Genomic DNA, 18,790 nt, shown 5'->3' with positions numbered 1-18,790 from the left:
CTGACCGCCCGTTCAGTCAGCAATGGGCTAGGGTGTGTCGATGGTCAGGCCCAGTTCGCGGGACGCGATCCTGCGCGTGTTCGCCGAGCACGTCGCCGAGCGCGGGTACGCGGAGACCGCGCTCGCGGACGTCGCGGTGGCGCTGGGGCTGTCGAAGGGCACGATCCTGCACCACTTCGGGAGCAAGGAGGCGCTGCTCGGGGAGGTGCACGTCGCCTACTTCGGGCGGCGGCTGGCCGAGGCGGACTACGTGCGGGCGCACCTCGAGAGCCCCGTCGAGCGCCTGGTCGCGATGATCTACGCCTTGCTCGCCGCCCACCGGGACGACCGGGCCGCGAGCCTCACCTGCCTGCGTGAGCTGGTCCGATACTCCGGTGACGAACTCGGGGGGACCCTGGCCGAGCACATCCGCGGCCAGCGCACGCGGTACACCGACCTCGTGGTGGACATCGTCCGGGCGGGCGCGGCGGCGGGGGAGCTGCACACCGCGGACCCGCGGATGACGGCGCTGCACGTGTTCGGCATGTGCAACTACGCGTGGACGTGGTACCGGCCGGACGGCCCCGAGTCCGTCGAGCACATCGCGGGGGTGTTCGTGCGGGACCTGCTGGGCGAGGCGCGGGACGCCGAGCTGGCGAAGGCGATCGCCGTCGTCCGCCGGGCGCCCGGCCGCGTGCCGGCCGGCTGACCGGAGGGTCACCCACCCTCTGGCGCATTATGGAACCATAATGCTGTTTTCCGGCCTCAGAAAAGCCGTTATGGAACCATAATGCTGCGTGTGGGCCTCGAAACAGCCATTATGGTTCCATAATGCGCTAGCCGAAGGCGGTGGTGATCGCCGTCGCCAGGGCCTCGGCGGGGGTCGAGAGGGTGCGGCGGCCGGTCTGCAGGGTGAACTCGAAGCTGCCGAGCGGCGGGAGCCCGGCCACCGGGACCAGCCCCGGCGGCACCAGCGTCTCGGCGTGCGCGACCACCCCGAGCCCCGCCAGCGCCGCGGCCCGCAGACCGGACAGCGAGCCGCTGGTGCAGGCGAGCCGCCAGGGGCGGCCCACCGCCTCCAGGGCCGCGATCGCGGCGGCCCGCGACAGCGCGGGCGGGGGATAGGTCACGAGCGGGACGGGCCCCTCGGCGAGTCGGAACCCGGGGGAGGCGACCCACACGAAGCGGTCCGGCCAGACCGGGGTGCCGCCGGTCCGGCCGGGTGAGCGCTTGGCGAAGAGCAGGTCCAGCTCGTTGCGGTCGAGCGCGGCCTCGAGGGTCTCGCTCAGCCCCACGGTCAGCTCGACGTCCACGCCGGGGTGCCGCCGTCGGAAGTCGGCCAGGATCGTCGGCACCCGGGTGAGCACGAGGTCCTCCGAGACCCCGAACCGCAGCCGCCCGCGCACCTGAACACCGCGGAAGTGGGCCAGCGCGCGGTCGGCGGTGTCGAGGATCGCGACCGCGTACTCGAGCATCGTCTCGCCGTCCGGGGTGAGGGTGACGCTGTGGGTGTCCCGCAGCAGCAGCGTGCGCCCGACCGCCTCCTCCAGCCGCCGGACGTGCTGGCTCACCGTCGACTGCCGCAGGTCCAACCCGGCGGCGGCCCGGGTGAACGACAGCGTGCGCGCGACGGCGACGAACGAGCGGAGCAGGACCGGATCCATCGCGAACCATGATGACAGACAGAGCGGTGTGCGTGTTTCCGAATGACCGGAGGGCGGCGACGATGTCCGGGTGAAGCGCGTCGACCCGTTCCTGCTGATGATCCTCGCGACCGTGGGGGTCGCGGCCCTGCTGCCTGCGAGCGGGTCGGTCGCCACCGGGTTCTCCTACGCCACGAGTGTCGCGATCGCCCTGCTCTTCTTCCTCTACGGCGCCCGGCTCTCCACCCGCGAGGCGATCGAGGGGCTCAAGCACTGGCGGCTGCACGGCACGGTCGTGGCGGCGACGTTCGTCCTGTTCCCGCTGCTCGGCCTGCTGATCCAGCTGATCCCCGCGGCGATCCTGCCCACCGAGCTCAAGCTCGGGATGCTCTTCCTCTGCTGCCTGCCGTCGACGGTGCAGTCGTCCATCGCGTTCACCTCGGTGGCCCGCGGCAACGTGCCCGCGGCGATCTGCGCGGCCTCCCTGTCGAACCTGCTGGGCATCGTGCTCACGCCGCTGCTGACCGGACTGCTGCTGTCCGCGCAGGGCGGGTTCTCGGCCCGCGCGCTGCTGGACGTCGCGCTGCAGCTCCTCGCCCCCTTCGTGCTCGGGCAGCTGCTGCGGCGCTGGATCGGCGACTGGGTGGCGCGCAACAAGAACTGGCTCAAGATCGTGGACCGCGGCTCCATCCTGCTGGTGGTGTACGTCGCGTTCAGCGAGGGCATGACGCAGGGCATCTGGGGCAGGCTCTCGCTCGGCGCCCTCGCCGCGCTCGTCGGCACGTGCGTGGTGTTGCTGGCGGTGGTCCTGGCGATCACCTGGTTCGTGCCGCGCCGCTTCGCCCGCGCGGACCGGATCACGATCCTGTTCTGCGGGTCGAAGAAGAGCCTGGCCAGCGGCCTGCCGATGGCCGGGGTGCTGTTCTCGGCCGGGCAGGTCGGCCTGCTCGTGCTGCCCCTGATGCTGTTCCACCAGATCCAGCTCATGGCGTGCGCGGTCATCGCCGGGCGCCTGGCTCGGCAGGCCGAGGAGCCGGTGGCCGTCCCGGCCTGACCGGGCCTCACACGGGTGCGCCGCCGCGCCAGACCTCGCGCACGGTCAGCTCCGGCGAGAGCACCACGAGATCGGCGCGGCGGCCCGGTTCGAGGACGCCGACGTCGAGCCCGAGTGTCGCGGCGGGGGTCCCGGCGGTCATCGCGACCGCCCGGACCAGCCCCGACCTGCGGTCCGGCGCGGCGGCGACGATGGCCCGGAACAGGGTGTCTCCGGTGGCGGTGCTGCCCGCGATGGACCCGCGCCGCTCCAGCCGGGCGACGCCCTCGCGGACCCGCACGTCCAGCCCGCCGAGCCGGTAGCGGCCGTCCGGCATGCCCGCGGCGACCATCGCGTCGGTGACCGCGGCGACCCGGGTGGGGCCCGCGCTCGCGAGGACGAGGTCCCACAGCGCGGGGTGGACGTGCAGCCCGTCGGTGACGAGCTCGACGGTCACCCGCGGGTCCCCGAGCAGCGCCGCGGCCGGGCCGGGCTCGCGGTGGTGCAGCGGGGCCATCGCGTTGAACAGATGGGTGCCGACCCGGACGCCCGCCTCGATCGCGGACCCGACCAGCTCGTACCCCGCGTCCGTGTGCCCGACGGCGGCGAGCGCGCCCGCGCCGGCGACCCGCCGGATCGCGTCGAGGGCGCCCCGACGTTCCGGGGCGAGGGTCACCATCCGCACCACGCCGGTGGCGAGCAGGGCGTCCAGCTCGGCCGGGTCGGGGTCCCGCAGCAGCGCGGGATCGTGGGCGCCGCAGCGGGCCTCGGCGAGCCAGGGGCCCTCCAGGTGGACGCCGGCGAGCTCGCCGTCCGCGACCAGCTCGGCGAGGGCGTCGACGGCCCGGCGGAGCTCCGCGGGACCGGCGGTGACCAGCGAGGCGAGGGTCGTCGTGGTGCCGTGCGCCCGGTGGAACCGCAGCGCGCGGCGGGCCTCCGCGGGATCGCCGGTGGTGTAGGCGGCGCCGCCCCCGCCGTGCACGTGCAGGTCCACGAACCCGGGCACGACGACCGCGGCCCCCAGCTCGTGCTCCGCGGGCCTCGGGGGGCGGCCGATCCCGGTGGCGACGATCCGTTCACCCTCGACGCCCACCCACCCGGGGCCGCAGTGGCCGGGGAGGACGACGGTCTCCGCAGCCAGCACGATCGCCCGTTCGCCGGGGGCGGTGCGTCGGCGTTCTCCGTGCCCCGGGTCGTGCAGGCCGTTCACAGCGTCTCCGTGACCTTCCGCAGGCCCCGCGGGGCGTCCGGGTCGCCGCCCCGGTCGACGGCGACGTGCCGGGCGAGCAGCTGGAACGGCAGGATCTCCAGCAGCGGGGCGAGCGGCTCGGCGGTCTCGGGCAGCACCACGTCCCGCGCCGCGCTGCCCACGGTGACCACGTCCGCCCGCCGTTCGGCCAGCGCGTCGAGCACCGGCGCGAAGGCCCGCCCGCCCGCGCCCGCGGAGGTCACGGCGAGCACCGGCACCCGTGGCTCGACGAGCGCGAGCGGTCCGTGCAGCAGGTCCGCCCCGGAGAAGGCCTGCGCGGACACGTACGCGGTCTCCATCAGCTTCAACGCCGCCTCCCGGGCCGTCGGGTAGGAGTAGCCGCGGCCGGTGGTGATCATGCGTTCGGCGAACCGGTAGCGGATCGCCAGGGCGGCGAGCTCGGCGTCCCGGGCCAGGACCGCGTCGCCGAGGTCCGGCAGCGCGTCCGCCCCGGCGCCGCCGAACAGCAGGTTCAGGGCGAGCAGCTGCGCGGTGTAGGACTTGGTCGCGGCCACCGCGCGTTCCGGGCCCGCGAGGACGTCGACGTGCGCGTCCGCCGTCGTGGCCAGCGCGGACGCCGCGTTGTTGGTCACCGAGACCGTGAGCGCCCCGCCCGCCTTCGCCACCTCGAGGGTGCGCAGCAGGTCGGGGGATCCGCCGGACTGGCTGACCGCGACCATCAGGACGTCCCGGAGGTCGGGCCTGCGGCCGTAGGCGGTGTAGGTCGAGGGCGACACCAGCCCGACGGGCAGCCCGAGCGTGATCTCGACCAGGTACTTCGCGTACAGGGCGGCGTGGTCGCTGGTGCCCCGGGCGACGAGCAGGACGAACCGTGGTGCCCGGCGTCGGACCAGCTCGGCGGCCTCCGCGACGCCGGACGCCCCGCCGGGCCCGGCCTCCGCGAGCTGACGCCGCCACACGGCGGGCTGCTCGGCGATCTCGGCGGCCATCAGGGCGCCGGGGGAGAGCGTGTGGGTCACGGGTGGTCCTCCGAGTCGGTCGGGGTGGGGTCGTGGGCGTGGGCGGGGTCGTGCACGAGGTCCTGGGCGAGCCGCAGCGCACCGAGGACGGGATCGGTGCGCAGGACCGTCAGCGGCACCCCGGGCAGCCGCGCGCGCAGCAGGTCCTGCAGGACGGGTCGGTGGACGGCGAACCCGCCGCCGAGCACCACCGGCCCGGGGATCTCGAGCCGGTCGAGGACGCACCGCGCCAGACCGGCGAGGGCGTCGGCGGCGCGGCCGAGGAGGTCGGCGGCCACCGGGTCGGGCCCGGGAGCGAGCCCGGGACCCGCTCCGACATCCGCTCTGGTGTCGGCGAGCCGGGCGACCGCGTCGGCGCGGGCCGCCCAGTACTGCCGCTCCGGGCGGCCGTAGACGTGGTCGAGGAGTGCGTCGCAGTGGGGCAGGCCGCAGTCCTGCAGCAGGGCCGCGGTGACGGCGTCGGGCGGGAGGCCGCGGTCGTGGCGGCCCAGCGCGTGCCGGACGGCCTCGCGGGCCACCCACCACCCGCTGCCCTCGTCGCCGAGGAGGTAGCCCCAGCCGCCCGCGCGGACCTGCGTGCCGTCCGCGCGGCGGCCCCAGGCCACCGAACCGGTCCCGGAGATCAGGGCGACGCCCTCCGCGAGCCCGGCCAGCATCAGCTCCGTGTCGTGCACGACCGCGACCCGCGCGCGCGGCACCCGGGCCGCCAGCATCGCCGTCAGCCGGGCGACGGTGGCGGGGGAGTCCGCGCCCGCGGCCCCCGCGCACACCGCCTGGACGCCGGACAGGTCGCCGAGGCCCGCCAGGGCCGCGTCGAGGGCCGCGCCCGCGCGCGCGTCGCCGACCGAGGCGAGGTTGGCGGAGCCGGTCCGGGTCTCGCGGCGCACGCCGTCGGTGCAGCGCAGGGCCCGCGTCGTGGAGCCGCCGATGTCGAGGCCGAGCAGATCGCTCACACCGACTCCCGGGACGAGGGGGCGGGCCAGCGGCCGTCGTTCTCCCAGTACCGGCGGATGTCCTCCAGCTCGCGCCCCTTCGTCTCGGGGGCGAAGCGGTGCACGAAGACCATCGCGAGCAGGGCGAGCACCCCGAACACCACGAACGTGCCGACGCCGCCGACCCCGTTGAGCAGGGTCAGGAACACGGCGGCGACGACGGCGTTGGCCACCAGGTCCGCGGTGAGCATCGCCGACGCGCCGAGCGAGCGCAGCCGCGCCGGGAAGGCCTCACCGGCGTAGACCCACACCAGCGAGCCGAAGCCGAACGTGAACCCGACGGTGAACAGCACCAGCCCGATGAACCCGAACAGCGTGCCGCCGCCGGTCGCGAACACCGCGATGAGCAGCGCGTTCGCCACGACCATGATCCCGATCCCGCCGAGCAGCACCGGACGGCGGCCGAAGCGGTCCACCGTCAGCAGCGACCCGACGACGGCGACCAGGCCGAACACCTGCACCAGCGCGGGCAGGCCGAGCAGTGCGGCGTCGCCGCGGAAGCCCATCGCCTCGAAGATCCGCGGGGAGTAGTAGACGATCGCGTTGATGCCGGTGATCTGGATGAAGAACCCCAGCCCGACGACGAACAGGGTCGCCCGCAGGTAGGGCCTGCGCAGCATCTCCCGCCAGGCCCCCCGGCGGGTCGGCGAGGCGGTCATCTCGGCCAGCGCGGCGTCCGCGTCCGCGCCCGGGTCGAGCCGCTGCAGCACGGCGCGGGCCTCCTCGTGCCGTCCGCGCAGCGAGTACCAGCGCGCGGTGTCCGGCAGCCGCGCGATCAGCAGGGTGACCAGCAGGGCGGGGACCGCCGCGAGACCGAGCATCCAGCGCCAGCTGCCCGTCCCGGCCAGCGCCCAGGCGACGAGGTACCCGGCGATGATCCCGACGACCGTCGCCACCTGGTAGAGCACCAGGAGTGCGCCGCGGATCCGCGCGGGCGAGGACTCGGCGACGAACACCGGCGCGACGACGATCGAGACGCCGATCGTCAGGCCCAGCAGGACGCGGGAGGCGAGCAGCGTCGGCACGTTCACCGCCAGCGCCGAGAACAGCGAGAAGACCCCGAAGGTCGCCGCCACGGCGAGCATGGCCGGCTTGCGGCCGACCCGGTTGGCCAGCGCGCCCCCGCCGAGCGCGCCGAGGATCTGGCCGATCACCACGGCGGTGGTCACGAGCTCCTGCTGGCGCGTGGTCAGGCCGAACTCGTCGGTCATGAACAGCAGCGCGCCCGCGATGTTGGACTGGTCGTACCCGTAGATCACTCCGACCGTGGCCGCCGAGGCCGCGACGAGCAGCCCCAGTCTCGACGATCCACGCAACTCCGCGACGAACCCCATGGCGCTCCCCGATTGGTCTAGACCAAATAGTGGAGGTAGGTTGGCATAGACCAATCTGAGGAGTCAAGGGTGACGAGGGTTCCGCGCTACTGGGCGGTGAAGCAGGAGCTGCTCGCGATGATCGCTGCGGGCACCCCGGGGACGGCCCTGCCCACCGAGCGTGAGCTGGCCGATCGACTGGCCACCTCGCGGACCACGGTGCGCCAGGCGCTCGCCGAGCTCGTCACCGAGGGCAGGCTCGACCGCACCCAGGGCAGCGGCACCTACATCGCCGAGCCGCTGCTCGTCGAGGTGCAGCAGCTGACCTCCTTCACCGACGACCTGGGGCCGGGACGCGTCGCGAACCGGGTGCTCGACGTCCGGCGGGCCCCCGCGTCGGACGCCGCCGCGGAGGCCCTGGGCCAGGACGAGGTGTGGTGGGTCGAGCGGGTCCGGCTGGTGGACGGGGTGCCGCTGGCCGTCGAGACCGCGCAGCTGGCCGGTGAGCTGCCGGGGCTCGCCGAGCAGCTCGCCACCCGCGGGTCGATGTACGAGACGCTGCGCGAGGTCTACGGCCGCGGCGTCGACGAGGTGCGAGACGCCGTGCAGAGCAGGCTGGCGGACCCGCGCGAGGCGGAGCTGCTCGCCGTCGAGACGGGGCACCCGCTGCTGGTGGTGCGCAGGCACAGCCACACCGCGGACGGGCGGCCGGTGGAGTGGACGCACTCGGTCTACCGGGGGGACCGGTTCACCTTCGTGGCCGCCGCCCGGCGTACGTGACCCTGGGCACCCCGGGCGGGCGATTACTGTGGACGCATGCAGACCTGGGCCCCCGTCGCGCTCCCCGCTCTCGAGGGGAGCGGCCCGCCGCTTCGCCTGTACGACACCTCGACCGCGCGGGTGCGGCCCACGGCCCCCGGCGACGTCGCGACCATGTACGTCTGCGGGATCACCCCGTACGACGCGACACACCTCGGCCACGCCGCCACCTACCTGGCGTTCGACCTGGTCAACCGGTACTGGCGCGATCTCGGGCACGACGTGCACTACGTCCAGAACGTCACCGACATCGACGAGCCCCTGCTCGAGCGGGCGGACCGGGACCAGGACGACTGGGTGGTCCTGGGCATGCGCGAGACGGCGCTGTTCCGCGAGGACATGGCGGCCCTGCGGGTCGTGCCGCCGCGGGACTACATCGGCGCGGTGGAGGCGATCCCGGAGATCGCGGAGCTGGTGGCGAAGCTGCTGGTCGACGGCGCGGCCTACCGCATCGACGACCCCGAGTACCCGGACGTGTACTTCGACTCGGCCGCCACCGGCCACTTCGGCTACGAGTCGCGCTACGACGAGGAGACCATGCTCCGGCTCTCCCGGGAGCGCGGCGGCGACCCCGACCGGCCCGGCAAGCGCAACCCGGTGGACGCGCTGCTCTGGCGCATGGAGCGCCCGGGGGAGCCCGCGTGGGACTCCGACCTCGGGCGGGGGCGCCCGGGGTGGCACGTGGAGTGCGCGGCCATCGCGCTGAACCGGCTCGGCACCCAGATCGACCTCAACGGCGGCGGCTCCGACCTGATCTTCCCGCACCACGAGTGCGGCGCGGCCCACGCCGAGGCGCTGACCGGCGACCATCCCTTCGCCCGGCACTACACGCACACCGGGATGATCGGGCTCGACGGCGAGAAGATGTCCAAGTCCCGCGGCAACCTGGTGTTCGTCTCCAAGCTGCGCAACGCGGGCGTCGACCCGAACGCCATCCGCGCCGCGCTCATCTCCGGGCACTACCGGCAGGACCGGCCGTGGACCGACTCGCTGCTTTCCGAGGCGCAGGAGCGCCTGGCGCGGTGGCGTGCGGCCCTGGCGCTGGAGGCCGCGCCGTCCGCGGACGACATGATCGCGTCCCTGCGACAGCACCTCGCCGACGACCTCGACACCCCCCGCGCCCTCGCCGCGGTCGACGCGTGGGCCGCGGAGGCGGTGGAGCGCCGCGGCACGGACCGCGAGGCCCCGGCCGAGGCCCGCGCCGCCATCGACGCACTCCTCGGCATCACCCTCTAACCCGTGAGTGGCGATAGTCGCTCCAGCGACCATCGCCACTCACGGCTTTCTCGGGACCAGGGCCGGGACCGCCGCGACCAGGAGCGCCGCGGGTGCGAGGAAGGCCGCGGCCGGGTCCGCGTGGTAGACCGGGGGTAGGGCGATGGGGCTCGCCGCCGCGCCGAAGAAGCGCAGCGACTGCACCACCGAGATCGGGCCGCCGCCGCGAGTGCCCGCGCCGCCCAGCACCAGGGAGTTCACGCCGACCACCAGCAGCTGGCTCGGGAACCCCGCCAGCGCCCACAGGACGGCGACCAGCCCGACCAGCGGCACCAGGCCCACACCCGCCAGCAGCGCGCCGCCGAGCGCGGCGCCCGCGATCACGCAGCCGCGTCCCCCGAACCGGCCGACGGCGGACCCGGCGACCCGGGCCGTCAGGATCCCGACGACGCCCAGGCCCGTCAGGACCAGGCCGCGCGGCCCGGCGTCGAGGTCGAAGACGTCCGCGAGGCGCAGGGCGACGAGGAACCCCGCACCGCCCAGGCAGCCCCAGCCCAGCCCGGCGACCAGGCCCAGGCGCAGCACCTCGGGCCGCAGCGCGCTGCGCAGCGTGGCCGGGCTCCGGGTCGCGGCACCGTCGTCGTTCGGGAGCCCGACCACGGCCAGCCCGAGCGCCACCACCGCCACGCCGACGAACGCCAGGTGCCACTCCACCTCGGCGGCGAGCCCGCCCACCAGCGGCGCGGACGTCTGGCCCGCCGCCTGCAACGAGCCGTACCAGCCCAGCGCACGACCCAGCGCCTCCGGCGCCACGGACGCGGCGAGGGCCGCCATGACCAGCGGTGTGGTGAACGCGTTGGCCAGGCCCTGCAGCACCCGCGCGCCGAGGAACACCCCCCAGCTCGTGGCCACCACCGCCACCACGCAGGACACCGCGTAGACGACGTAGGCGGTGCGGACCGTCCGGACCCGGCCCCACCGCTCGCCGAGTGTCCCGGAGAGCAGCATCGCCGCGGCGAACGGGAGCAGGAAGGCCGTCAACGACGACGACGCGGCCGCGGGGGAGATCCCGAACGAGCCGCCCAGCTCCGGCAGCATCGCCGTGGTGATGCCCCCGCCGAACGGGCCCAGGAAACCGCCCAGGTAGAGCCCGGCCCGGCGGAGCCTCAGCTGGACCCGCCGCGGCGGCGGAGGTAGCGCTCGAAGTCCGCCGCGATCTCGTCACCGCTGGTCTCGGCGAGGTCGACGGGCTTCTCCTCCTCCTCGTCCTCGGCCTGCTGCTCGAGCTGGCGGACGTACTCGCGCACCTCGTCATCCGCCTCGGCCATCTCGTTGACCGTGCGCTCCCACTCCTCGGCCTGGTCGGGCAGCCCGCCGAGGGGGACCTCGACGTCCAGCGCCTCCTCGATGCGCATGAGCAGCGCGATCGCCGCCTTGGGCACCCGCGCCTGCGACACGTAGTGCGGCACCTCGGCCCAGTACGAGACCGACGGGACGCCGTGCTCGATCAGCTGCGACTGCAGCACCCCGACGATCCCGGTCGGGCCCTGGTAGGTCGACGGCTCGACGCCGAGCTTCTTCGCCGACTCGGTGTCGTACCCGCTGCCGCGCACCGGCGTCGGCCGGGTGTGCGGCACGTCGGTGAGCATCGCGCCGAGGTTGATGACCTTCGTCACGCCCAGCTTCTCGACGTACTCCATGATCTCGCCGCAGAAGGAGCGCCACCGCAGGTTCGGCTCGATGCCGTTGACGAGCACGACGTGCCGCTCGCTGCCCGGCAGCTTCGCCACGGACAGCCGAGTGGTCTGCCACTCGATGCGCCGGGTGACCCCCTGGGCCATCCGGACGAGCGGGCGCGTGACCTGGAAGTCGTAGTAGTCCTCGGGATCGATGGAGCCCAGGGGCTCGGCGTCCCAGCTCAGCTCGAGGTGTTCCAGTGCGGAGCTGGCGGCCTCGCCCGCGTCGTTCCAGCCCTCGAAAGCCGTGATCATCACCGGATCGACGAGGTCCGGCAGCTCCGCGGGCACCCCCGCCCCCTGCTCGCGCTCGGTCATCCGTCCACCCTACGGCGCGCGCGGATAACACGAGTGGGACCCGTACTCTTGTGGAGTGTCAGCCGTGAACGCAGCCGCGTCAGATCACAGCTTCGACACCACGCTCCTGGACACGCTGTCCGAGCGCGTGGTGATCGCCGACGGTGCGATGGGCACCATGCTCCAGAGCCACGACCTCACGCTCGACGACTTCGCCGGGCTGGAGGGGTGCAACGAGATCCTCAACGCCACCCGGCCGGACGTCGTGCGGGGCATCCACCGCGCGTACTTCGAGGCGGGCGCGGACGCCGTCGAGACCAACACCTTCGGCGCCAACCTGCCCAACCTCGCCGACTACGACATCGCGGACCGCATCCGCGAGCTGTCCGAGCGGGGGGCCCGGCTGGCCCGCGAGGCCGCGGACGAGGTGGGCGGGCAGCGCTACGTCCTCGGCTCGATCGGCCCCGGCACCAAGCTGCCGACGCTCGGCCACGAGACCTTCGCCACCCTGCGGGACGCCTACACCGAGACCGGCCGCGGCCTGCTCGCGGGCGGGGCGGACGCGTTCCTCGTCGAGACCTGCCAGGACCTGCTGCAGGTGAAGTCGGCGGTGCTCGGCGTGCAGGAGGCCATGCGCCTCGAGGGCCGCCGCATCCCGATCATCACCAGCGTCACCGTCGAGACCACCGGCACCATGCTGCTGGGCTCGGAGATCGGCGCCGCGCTGACCGCGCTGGAGCCCCTGGGCATCGACGTCATCGGGCTGAACTGCGCCACCGGCCCCGCCGAGATGAGCGAGCACCTGCGCACGCTGTCGAAGCAGGCCCGCATCCCGCTGTCGGTCATGCCGAACGCGGGCCTGCCGGTCCTGGGCAAGAACGGCGCCGAGTACCCGCTGACCGCCGAGGAGCTCGCCGAGGCGCTGAGCGTGTTCGTGCGGGACTACGGGCTGCGGCTGGTCGGCGGCTGCTGCGGCACCACGCCCGCCCACGTCCGCGCCGTCGCCGACGCGATCCCGTCCGTGACCCCCGCGGTCCGCAGGCCGCGTCCGGAGCCGGGGGTGTCCTCGCTGTACGCGCCCGTCCCGTTCCGGCAGGACACCTCGGTCCTGATGGTGGGGGAGCGGACGAACGCCAACGGCTCCAAGAAGTTCCGCGAGGCCATGCTGGAGGAGCGCTGGGAGGACTGCGTCGCGATCGCCCGCGAGCAGACCCGCGAGGGCGCCCACCTGATCGACCTGTGCATCGACTACGTCGGCCGCGACGGGGTCGCGGACATGCAGGAGCTGGCCGGGCGCCTCGCCACGGCGTCGACCCTGCCCGTGATGCTGGACTCCACCGAGCCGGAGGTCCTCAAGGCCGGTCTGGAGCTGCTCGGCGGCCGCTCGATCGTCAACTCCGTGAACTTCGAGGACGGCGACGGGCCCGGGTCCCGGTACCAGCGCACGATGGAGCTGGTCCGCGCGCACGGCTGCGCGGTCGTCGCGCTGTGCATCGACGAGGAGGGCCAGGCCCGCGACCGGGACTGGAAGGTCCGCGTCGCCGCCCGCCTCATCGAGGACCTGACCACGCACCACGGCATGCGGGTCGGGGACATCGTCGTCGACACCCTGACCTTCCCGATCACCACCGGGCAGGAGGAGGTGCGCCGGGACGGCCTGGAGACCATCGAGGCGATCCGCGAGCTCAAGCGGCGCTACCCGGACGTCCAGACCACCCTGGGCATCTCCAACATCTCCTTCGGCCTCAACGCGGCCGCCCGCCAGGTGCTCAACTCGGTGTTCCTGCACGAGTGCGTCGAGGCGGGGCTGGACACCGCGATCGTGTCCGCGGCGAAGATCCTGCCGATGGCGAAGATCCCGGACGAGCAGCGGGCCGTCGCGCTCGACCTGGTCTACGACCGCCGCCGCGAGGGCTACGACCCGCTGAACCGGTTCATGGAGCTGTTCGAGGGGGTCACGGCGTCGTCGGCGCGTGCGGGTAGGGCCGAGGAGCTGGCCGCGCTGCCGCTGTTCGAGCGCCTGGAGCGGCGGATCGTCGACGGCGAGCGCAACGGCCTGGAGGCCGACCTCGACGAGGCCATGCAGACCCGGCCGCCGCTGGAGATCGTCAACGACACGCTGCTGTCCGGCATGAAGACCGTCGGCGAGCTGTTCGGCTCCGGGCAGATGCAGCTGCCGTTCGTGCTCGCCTCGGCGGAGGTCATGAAGACCGCCGTGGCGTACCTCGAGCCGCACATGGAGAAGACGGACGACGACGGCAAGGGCACGATCGTGCTGGCCACCGTCAAGGGGGACGTCCACGACATCGGCAAGAACCTCGTGGACATCATCCTGTCCAACAACGGCTACACGGTCGTGAACCTGGGGATCAAGCAGCCGATCGCCACCATCCTGCAGGCCGCGGACGAGCACCGGGCCCACGCCGTCGGGATGTCGGGGCTGCTGGTCAAGTCCACGGTGATCATGAAGGAGAACCTGCAGGAGATGAACTCCCGCGGGAAGAAGCTCCCCGTGCTGCTGGGCGGGGCCGCCCTGACCCGCTCCTACGTCGAGAACGACCTCACCGAGGTCTACGAGGGCCGGGTCTCGTACGCCCGGGACGCGTTCGAGGGCCTGCGGCTGATGGACGCCACCATGGCCCGGCTGCGCGGCGCGCTGCCCGAGGTGGACCCGGAGGAGGAGCGCAGGGCGGCCGAGCGCAAGGAGCGCCACGAGCGCTCCAAGCGCGTCGCCGCGAAGCGCAAGGCCGCCGAGGTCGAGGCGGCGGGTCCGCTGCCCGAGCGCTCGGACGTCGCGGTGGACAACCCCGTCCCCACCCCGCCGTTCTGGGGCACCCGGGTGGTCAAGGGCGTCGCGCTGGCCGAGTACAGCGGCATGGTGGACGAGCGCGCGCTGTTCCTGGGCCAGTGGGGCCTGCGGGGCACCAAGGGCGGCGACGGCCCCTCCTACGAGGAGCTCGTGGAGACCGAGGGCAGGCCGCGGCTGCGGTACTGGCTGGAGCGGCTGACCGCCGAGGGCGTGCTGGCGCACGCGTCCCTGGTCTACGGGTACTTCCCGGCGGTGTCGGAGAAGGACTCGCTGCTGGTGCTGACCGAGCCCCGGGCGGACGCCCCGGAGCGGTACCGCTTCGAGTTCCCGCGCCAGCGCCGGGACCGGCACCTGTGCCTGGCGGACTTCTGGCGCCCGCGCGGCTCCGGCGAGGTCGACGTGCTGCCGCTGCACCTGGTGACGATGGGCCAGCCGATCGCGGACTACGCCAACGAACTGTTCGCCAAGGACGCCTACCGGGACTACCTGGAGGTCCACGGGCTGTCGGTGCAGCTCACCGAGGCCCTCGCCGAGTACTGGCACAAGCGGATCCGCGAGGAGCTGACCTGGTCCTCGGGGCGCACGCTGGCCGAGGAGGACCCGGCGGACGTCGAGGACTTCTTCAAGCTCGGCTACCGCGGCGCCCGGTACTCGCTGGGCTACGGCGCCTGCCCGAACCTCGAGGACCGCACCAAGATCGTGGAGCTGCTGGAGCCGGGCCGGATCGGGGTGTCGCTGTCCGAGGAGCTGCAGCTGCACCCGGAGCAGTCCACGGACGCGCTGGTCGCCCACCACCCGGAGGCGAAGTACTTCAATGCCGGCTGAACGCGCCGTTCGTCCCCCCGCGGCGGTGCTGTTCGACATGGACGGCACGCTGATCGACTCCGAGAAGGTGTGGGACCGCTCGCTCGTCGAGGTGCTCCGATGGCTCGGCGGGACCGACCTGTCCGCCGCGGCCCGCCGGGAGACCCTCGGCGGCAACCTGCAGAGCTCGCTGCGGATCGTGTTCCGCGAGGCGGGGGTCGAGCCGGAGCCCGAGCTGTTCGACAAGGCCGCCCGGATGCTCGTCGAGAAGACGGCCGAGTTCTTCGCCGACGGCCTGCCGTGGCGGCCCGGGGCGCCCGAGGCGCTGCGCACGGTACGCGCCGCGGGCATCCCGGTCGCGCTGGTCACCAACACCGGTCGCCACCTCACCGACAAGGCGCTGGACGGGATCGGCCGCGCGCACTTCGACGTCACGGTGTGTGGCGACGAGGTGCCGCACGGCAAGCCCGCCCCGGACCCGTACCTGCGGGCCGCCGCGCTGCTCGACGTGCCGGTCGGAGACTGCGTCGCCGTGGAGGACTCGCCGACCGGCATCCGGGCCGCCGAGACCGCGGGCGCCGCCGTCCTCGCCGTGCCGTGCGAGGTGTCGATCCCCGACGCGCCCGGACGGGTGGTGCGGGAGTCCCTGGTCGGCCTGCGTGTCGAGGACCTGTCCGAGGTGCTCGCCGCGGTCCGGAGGGGCCGCTGACCGCCCTCCTCAGGGGAGGTACCGTCGGGCGCGGCCTACTTGCGCCGGACGGAGCGTCCGACCGGGTGAACCACCCGGTCGGGCGGGCCGCCCGGCGCAGCTTTTCCCCCGGCGATCTCTCCTGCCCGATTTCGGGCGGTGACGGCGGGGCACACATCCGACACTGGATGTGCAGGCGCTTCGTTGCGAGAGGAAGAACCGGACCCGTGAAGACATTCGACGCACTGTTCGACGAGCTCAGCGAGAAGGCGGCCACCCGGCCCGCCGGCTCCGGCACCGTCGCCGCGCTCGAGGCCGGAGTCCATGCGCAGGGCAAGAAGCTCCTCGAGGAGGCGGGCGAGGTCTGGATCGCGGCCGAGCACGAGTCGGACGCCGCGCTCGCCGAGGAGATCTCGCAGTTGCTCTACCGCACCCAGGTGATCATGCTCGGCCGCGGGCTGACCCTCGCCGACGTCTACAAGTACCTCTAGAAACGGATCCGCCCCATGCTTCGCGTCGCCCTCCCGAACAAGGGGACCCTGGCCGAGCCCGCCGCCACGATGATGAAGGAGGCGGGCTACCGGCAGCGGTCGGACTCCCGCGACCTCTCCATGGTCGACGAGGAGAACGGCATCGAGTTCTTCTACCTGCGGCCCAAGGACATCGCCACCTACGTCGGCTCCGGCGACCTGCACCTGGGCGTCACCGGGCACGACCTCATGGAGGAGTCCGGCAGCCAGGTGCAGAAGGTGCTCAAGCTCGGCTTCGGCGCCTCCAAGTTCCGCTTCGCCGCGCCCGAGGGCCGGGACTGGAAGCTCGAGGACCTCGACGGCAAGACGATCGCCACCTCGTACCCGCGGCTCGTCCGCTCGCACCTGTCCGGCAAGCGTATCGGCGCCACGATCATCAAGCTGGACGGCGCCGTCGAGATCTCCGTGCAGCTGGGCCTGGCGGACGCGATCGCGGACGTCGTGTCGTCCGGCCGCACCCTGCGCCAGCACGGGCTCAAGGTCATCGGCGACCCGATCGCCGAGTCCGAGGCCATGCTCATCGAGCGCGAGCCGCGCAACGACCGGATCGAGCCGCAGGAGATCGTCGAGTTCAAGAAGATCTTCTCGGAGCGCATCCGCGGCGTCGTCTACGCCCGCCAGTACCTGATGCTGGACTACGACTGCCCGAAGGTGAAGCTCGAGGCGGCCAAGGAGATCACCCCCGGCCTGCAGTCGCCCACCATCGCGCCGCTGTCGGACCCGGACTGGGTCGCGGTGCGGTCGATGGTGCGCAAGGCGGAGTCGAACAACGTGATGGACAAGCTCGCCGCCGTCGGCGCCCGGGCGATCCTGACCTCGGAGATCCGCAGCTGCCGCGCCGTCGACGGCGGCATGCACTGAACGGGGCTCCGGTGAACGGCGCGGTCGCTCACCAGGTGTGAGCGAGCGCGCCGTTCGCCGGCTCAGCGGCGGCGGACCGTGAGCTCCTGGGCGATGTGGCCCGCGTGGCCGACCTCGTCGAACAGGCGGGCCGTGACGGTGCCGGTGCCCGTGGGGCCGATCACGGTGTGGGCGTCGATGCCGATCCACTCGCCGGTGGGCGGGCGGTGCACGTGCACGCTGAGCTCGGTGTTCACGAAGATCCACTCGCTGACCGGCAGGCTCGCCGCCACACCGTTCGCCGAGTCGGCGACGGCCGCGAGGCGCTGCAGCGGCGTCGGCTCCTCGCCCTCGACCACGGGTGCCCGCAGCCGACCCCACGCCGCGCCGGGCCCGGGCTCGTCCCAGCGACCGGAGATCCAGCGCCACTCGACGGCGTCGAGGTAGCCGGGCAGCCAGCCGTCGGGCCGCCCGACCTGCGGCGCGGCCGTCTCCGGCTCCAGGAGCGGCGCCGCCTCGCCGACCGCGGCCGCCTCGGTGTCGGTGACCGCGAGGCGCCAGGCCCGGGCCTTCAGGACGGCCCGCCCGCCCGCCGTCATCTCGGCGGCCAGCAGCTCGATCGTGCGCCCCGGCCGCTCCACCCGGGCCCGCACCTCGACCTCGCCCGTCGGCACCACGCCGAGGATCTCGACGGTGTAGCGCGACAGCTGCAGCGGGTGCGCCGCGGGCACGCGTTCGAAGGCCCGCACGAGCAGCGCGCTCGGCGGCCCGAGGTGCTGGGCGTCGGCGAACCACGGGCCCGCCGTCGAGGCGGTCGCGTGGAAGCGCGCCGCGGCGGGATCGTCGGGGGACTGCTCGAGCAGACGGTAGAAGGGCTCCTCGCTCACGACCCCATCATGCCGCCGGGAGTGCCGAACGGGGCGGTCGGCGCCTCGCCGCGCAGCTCGGGCCACCCGGGGTACGGCGGGGGAGTGCCCTCCCAGGCGGGGCAGAGGGCCTTGTGCGCGCACCACTCGCACGCGGCGCTGCGGCTCGGCCGGAACTCGCCCGTGCGGTCCGCCTCGACGATGGCCGCCCAGATCGCCTCCAGGATGCGCCCGTAGCGTTGCAGCTCCTCGGCGTCCGGCCGGTAGCTGAGCTGCTCGCCGCCGCGGCCCAGGTAGACCAGCCGCAGCTGGGCGGGCACCCGCCCGCGCAGCCGGAGCAGCGCCAGCGCGTAGAACTTCATCTGGAACAGGGCGCGGGACTCCCCGGACTCCCGCGGCGCCGCCCCGGACTTGTAGTCGACGATGCGCAGCCCGCCGTCCCCGTCGACGTCCAGCCGGTCGAGGTAGCCCCGCAACGGGACGCCGGACGGCAGCACCGTCTCCACCAGCAGCTCCCGCTCGCCCGGCTCGACCGCGCGAGGGTCCTCCAGGGCGAAGTAGGTCTCCAGCAGCTCCTCGGCACTCGTGAGCCAGGCGCCGATGCGGTCGGTGCCGCCCTCCGCCGGTTCCGGGATCACCGCGGCCAGCTCGGGCGCCTCGGTGAGGAGCTCCGCCCACACCCGCGGGAGCAGCGACCGCGCCGCCGCGGGGACCCGCTCCGCGGCGGGCAGGTCGAACAGCCGCTCCAGCACGGCGTGGACCACCGTGCCGCGCAGCGCCGCCGGGCTCGGCGCCTCGGGCAGCCGGTCGACGGCACGGAAGCGGTAGAGCAGCGGGCACTGCTTGAAGTCCGCGGCCCGGGACGGCGACAGCGCGGGGCGCCTGCGCTCGTCCTCGTTCACGGCTCGAACCCTAGGTGAGAACACCGACAGTCCCGGTGGGTAGCGTTGCGCCCCGTGCCCGACTCCGACCTGCAGACCGCCGACCCCGACCTCGA

Annotated in this window: 17 protein-coding genes; 8 read left to right on the top strand and 9 right to left on the bottom strand. The window is 73.7% G+C overall.

Going from position 1 to position 18,790, the window contains the following annotated elements; all coding sequences use genetic code 11:
• The first annotated feature begins 40 nt into the window (after window positions 1–40).
• A complete protein-coding gene (locus L3X23_RS09415) occupies window positions 41–688 on the top strand; it encodes a TetR/AcrR family transcriptional regulator (protein WP_237191798.1) in 648 nt (215 codons plus the stop codon).
• A 127-nt stretch (window positions 689–815) separates the two neighbouring features.
• On the opposite strand, the gene L3X23_RS09410 is transcribed toward L3X23_RS09415, so the two are convergent.
• A complete protein-coding gene (locus L3X23_RS09410) occupies window positions 816–1,643 on the bottom strand; it encodes a LysR family transcriptional regulator (protein WP_237191796.1) in 828 nt (275 codons plus the stop codon).
• A 70-nt stretch (window positions 1,644–1,713) separates the two neighbouring features.
• Here L3X23_RS09410 and L3X23_RS09405 point away from each other — a divergent pair, with 70 nt between their 5' ends.
• Window positions 1,714–2,676: a bile acid:sodium symporter family protein gene (locus L3X23_RS09405; protein WP_308116885.1), complete on the top strand. Its 963-nt coding sequence runs from the start codon at window positions 1,714–1,716 to the stop codon at window positions 2,674–2,676.
• A 7-nt stretch (window positions 2,677–2,683) separates the two neighbouring features.
• On the opposite strand, the gene L3X23_RS09400 is transcribed toward L3X23_RS09405, so the two are convergent.
• Genes L3X23_RS09400 through L3X23_RS09385 form a run of 4 tightly spaced genes read right to left on the bottom strand, consistent with a single transcriptional unit; the run spans window position 2,684 to window position 7,210 of the window.
• The gene (locus tag L3X23_RS09400; protein WP_237191795.1) at window positions 2,684–3,865 is read right to left on the bottom strand and encodes an N-acetylglucosamine-6-phosphate deacetylase; all 1,182 of its coding nucleotides are present in this window, start codon (window positions 3,863–3,865) and stop codon (window positions 2,684–2,686) included.
• Window positions 3,862–4,854 (bottom strand): SIS domain-containing protein, encoded by a 993-nt coding sequence (locus L3X23_RS09395; protein WP_237197971.1) that lies wholly within the window; start codon window positions 4,852–4,854, stop codon window positions 3,862–3,864. The genes L3X23_RS09400 and L3X23_RS09395 overlap by 4 nt, the downstream gene beginning before the upstream one ends.
• Before the next feature lie 26 nt (window positions 4,855–4,880).
• Window positions 4,881–5,837: a BadF/BadG/BcrA/BcrD ATPase family protein gene (locus L3X23_RS09390; protein WP_237191793.1), complete on the bottom strand. Its 957-nt coding sequence runs from the start codon at window positions 5,835–5,837 to the stop codon at window positions 4,881–4,883.
• Window positions 5,834–7,210: a sugar porter family MFS transporter gene (locus L3X23_RS09385; RefSeq protein WP_237191792.1), complete on the bottom strand. Its 1,377-nt coding sequence runs from the start codon at window positions 7,208–7,210 to the stop codon at window positions 5,834–5,836. The genes L3X23_RS09390 and L3X23_RS09385 overlap by 4 nt, the downstream gene beginning before the upstream one ends.
• A 69-nt stretch (window positions 7,211–7,279) precedes the next feature.
• Here L3X23_RS09385 and L3X23_RS09380 point away from each other — a divergent pair, with 69 nt between their 5' ends.
• Both L3X23_RS09380 and mshC read left to right on the top strand, forming a co-directional pair.
• The gene (locus L3X23_RS09380) at window positions 7,280–7,969 is read left to right on the top strand and encodes a GntR family transcriptional regulator (protein ID WP_237191790.1); all 690 of its coding nucleotides are present in this window, start codon (window positions 7,280–7,282) and stop codon (window positions 7,967–7,969) included.
• A gap of 36 nt (window positions 7,970–8,005) precedes the next feature.
• Window positions 8,006–9,244, top strand: coding sequence for a cysteine--1-D-myo-inosityl 2-amino-2-deoxy-alpha-D-glucopyranoside ligase (gene mshC, locus L3X23_RS09375; protein WP_237191788.1), 1,239 nt, complete (start codon window positions 8,006–8,008; stop codon window positions 9,242–9,244).
• Between the two features lie 39 nt (window positions 9,245–9,283).
• On the opposite strand, the gene L3X23_RS09370 is transcribed toward mshC, so the two are convergent.
• Both L3X23_RS09370 and L3X23_RS09365 read right to left on the bottom strand, forming a co-directional pair.
• Window positions 9,284–10,366 carry an MFS transporter gene (locus L3X23_RS09370; RefSeq protein WP_255734514.1) on the bottom strand — a complete coding sequence of 361 codons (1,083 nt, stop codon included), beginning with the start codon at window positions 10,364–10,366 and terminating at the stop codon, window positions 9,284–9,286.
• A 23-nt stretch (window positions 10,367–10,389) separates the two neighbouring features.
• The gene (locus tag L3X23_RS09365; RefSeq protein ID WP_237191785.1) at window positions 10,390–11,277 is read right to left on the bottom strand and encodes a PAC2 family protein; all 888 of its coding nucleotides are present in this window, start codon (window positions 11,275–11,277) and stop codon (window positions 10,390–10,392) included.
• Window positions 11,278–11,383: 106 nt separating this feature from the next.
• Between L3X23_RS09365 and metH the strand changes: the two genes are divergently transcribed.
• From metH to hisG, 4 genes are all read left to right on the top strand, one after another.
• Complete coding sequence (gene metH / locus L3X23_RS09360) at window positions 11,384–14,890, top strand: methionine synthase (RefSeq protein ID WP_255734513.1); 3,507 nt, start codon at window positions 11,384–11,386, stop codon at window positions 14,888–14,890.
• Window positions 14,880–15,578 carry an HAD family phosphatase gene (locus L3X23_RS09355; RefSeq protein WP_237191783.1) on the top strand — a complete coding sequence of 233 codons (699 nt, stop codon included), beginning with the start codon at window positions 14,880–14,882 and terminating at the stop codon, window positions 15,576–15,578. Before metH ends, L3X23_RS09355 begins: the two co-directional genes overlap by 11 nt.
• 206 nt (window positions 15,579–15,784) lie before the next feature.
• The gene (locus L3X23_RS09350) at window positions 15,785–16,048 is read left to right on the top strand and encodes a phosphoribosyl-ATP diphosphatase (protein ID WP_218129716.1); all 264 of its coding nucleotides are present in this window, start codon (window positions 15,785–15,787) and stop codon (window positions 16,046–16,048) included.
• Between the two features lie 15 nt (window positions 16,049–16,063).
• The gene (hisG, locus tag L3X23_RS09345) at window positions 16,064–16,948 is read left to right on the top strand and encodes an ATP phosphoribosyltransferase (RefSeq protein WP_093077599.1); all 885 of its coding nucleotides are present in this window, start codon (window positions 16,064–16,066) and stop codon (window positions 16,946–16,948) included.
• A gap of 62 nt (window positions 16,949–17,010) precedes the next feature.
• Here the strand turns inward: hisG and L3X23_RS09340 are convergent, their stop codons facing one another.
• Both L3X23_RS09340 and L3X23_RS09335 read right to left on the bottom strand, forming a co-directional pair.
• Window positions 17,011–17,814 (bottom strand): thioesterase family protein, encoded by an 804-nt coding sequence (locus L3X23_RS09340; RefSeq protein WP_237191780.1) that lies wholly within the window; start codon window positions 17,812–17,814, stop codon window positions 17,011–17,013.
• A complete protein-coding gene (locus tag L3X23_RS09335) occupies window positions 17,811–18,695 on the bottom strand; it encodes a RecB family exonuclease (RefSeq protein ID WP_237191778.1) in 885 nt (294 codons plus the stop codon). Before L3X23_RS09335 ends, L3X23_RS09340 begins: the two co-directional genes overlap by 4 nt.
• Window positions 18,696–18,790: the final 95 nt, after the last annotated feature.

This window comes from Pseudonocardia sp. WMMC193 (assembly GCF_021728735.1).
GTDB classification, from domain to species: Bacteria; Actinomycetota; Actinomycetes; order Mycobacteriales; family Pseudonocardiaceae; genus Pseudonocardia; species Pseudonocardia oroxyli.
This window is presented reverse-complemented; position numbering and strand designations above follow the sequence as displayed.